Origin of the sequence: Nocardiopsis protaetiae, from assembly GCF_045446735.1 — a bacterium.
Classification (GTDB): domain Bacteria; phylum Actinomycetota; class Actinomycetes; order Streptosporangiales; family Streptosporangiaceae; genus Nocardiopsis; species Nocardiopsis protaetiae.
The window spans coordinates 1-1867 of record NZ_JBJJBV010000504.1; the positions used below are offsets into that span (position 1 = coordinate 1).

Genomic DNA, 1867 nt, shown 5'->3' on the forward strand with positions numbered 1-1867 from the left:
GGCGGGGTCGGACCGGTCAGGCCTCGAAGTCGTACTGCAGGACGTAGGCCGAGCCGTCCATCGTGATCGCGTTGAACTCCACGGGGCGGTGCTCGGCGGTCAGCGCGGTGCGCGCCACCTCCAGCACCGGCGTCCCCGGCGCCAGGGTCAGGGCGTCGGTCTCCTCGGGCGTGGGCATACGGACCCGGATCTCCTCGGTGAAGCGCGCCGGGGCCAGCCCCCGTTCGGCCAGCCGCGCGTAGATCCCGCCGGGTCCGGTGTCGTGTTCGCGGAACCGCGGCTCGTCGCCCACCACGGACAGCGGCAGGTGCGAGACGGCGGTCTGGACGGGGCGGCCGTCCACGAGGTAGCGCCGCGAGCGCGTCAGGACCGGCTCGCCCTCGGCCACCCCCAGGATCCGGGCCACGTGGTCGCGGGCGGCGGCCTCCTCCACCTGGAGGCGGTCCACCTCGTAACCGCGGTCGGCGCTGTCGGTCTGCCAGATGGCCCGGCCGGTGCCCCACAGCTCCCGGGCCAGGCGTCGGGCCCCGTGTCTTCGTACCGGGCGGAACAGGCGCACGTAGACGCCCGAGCCGCGCACGGCCACGGCCAGCCCCTCGTTGATGAGCACGGAGAGCGCTTGGCGCGCGGTCGCCCGCGCTACGCCGTGGCGCTCCATGAGGACGTTCTCCCCGGGGAGGCGGTCGCCGTCGGCGAACCGCCCGGAACGGATCTGCTCGCGTAGTTCCTCCGCTATCTCCCTGTAGACCGGTGGAGGGGGTCCGTTTTCGGACGTCGGCACCACGTTCTTCCTCTCGGCCGGGGGCCAGGCCCGGTCAGCCCCGCTGATGCGTTGTGTCCACTGGGTGGCACATCACGGGTATGTCCGGTTGCGGGAAGGTTCATGCGTGATTGAGTGGTGGCCGAAACCGACCGGTTATGGTCAGGGACCGCGGCCTGCGCCGTCAGCGCACGTAGCGCGCGAACAGGGTGTCGTCGGCGGTCAGCAGGTGCGCCATCCGCACGGGCGTGCTCTGCACGGAGACGAATTCGGGCGCCCCCGGGGTGCCCGGCCCGCCGGCGACGATGCGCGGCGCCCCGGCGCCCAGCAGGTGCGGGCTCAGCGTCAGGCACAGCTCGTCCAGCAGCCCGGACGCGGTGAACTCGGCCAGCAGGTGCGGGCCGCCCTCGGTGAGGACGCGGTACAGGCCCCGGCCGGCCAGGGCGTTGACGATGTGGACGGGAGTGACCGATTCCCCGTCGACGACCTCCAGGTCGGCGTGGCGGGCCACGTGCTTCTGGCGCTCGGCGGGGGCCGAGGCGACGGTGAACACGATGGTGCGGGCGTGCGGGGGCGCGTCGGTGAGCAGGTGGTCGGGCAGGTCCAGGGTGCGCGAGACGACGGCGACGTGCGGGGTCGCCGGGCGCCCGGCGCGCAGCGCCGCCCAGGAGGCCCGGTCCTTGACGGGGCCGTAATCCTCCACGCGCGCGGTCTGCGCGCCCACCAGCACCACGTCGCACAGGCCGCGCAGGATGCCCATCACCCGGCGGTCGGCGGGCGAGGACAGGTCGCGGCTGCGCCCGGAGGGCCCGATGGCCCCGCCGTCGACGCTGGCCACCATGTTGGCCCGGATCCACGGGCGGTCCAGCCCGACCGGGTGGGCGTAGGCGGCGGCCAGGTCCACCTCCCCGCCGGGGGAGGGGAGGAGCTCGCGGAACACCGGGTGCGCATCGTTGCCGACCATGGTGCACCAGCGTAGGGCCTGCGCGGGGGCGGGGCCGTTCCGCTCGGGCCCGTGTCGCCGGCCGCGCCCCGCACGGTCCCGTGCCGCCGCCCGCCCGCACGGTCCCCGCGACGCCGTTCGGCCCCGGCACGGCCGGTGGCCCC

At 75.1% G+C, this 1867-nt stretch carries 2 protein-coding genes; both read right to left on the reverse strand.

Translation table 11 applies throughout. The features are described 5' to 3' along the window. Nucleotides 1-16: 16 nt before the first annotated feature. Entirely contained in the window at nucleotides 17-781 is a 765-nt protein-coding gene (locus tag ACJOT3_RS34355) for a GntR family transcriptional regulator (protein ID WP_406977304.1), read from the reverse strand. Between the two features lie 163 nt (nucleotides 782-944). Further along, nucleotides 945-1724: a pyrimidine reductase family protein gene (locus ACJOT3_RS34360; protein WP_406977305.1), complete on the reverse strand. Its 780-nt coding sequence runs from the start codon at nucleotides 1722-1724 to the stop codon at nucleotides 945-947. Nucleotides 1725-1867: the final 143 nt, after the last annotated feature.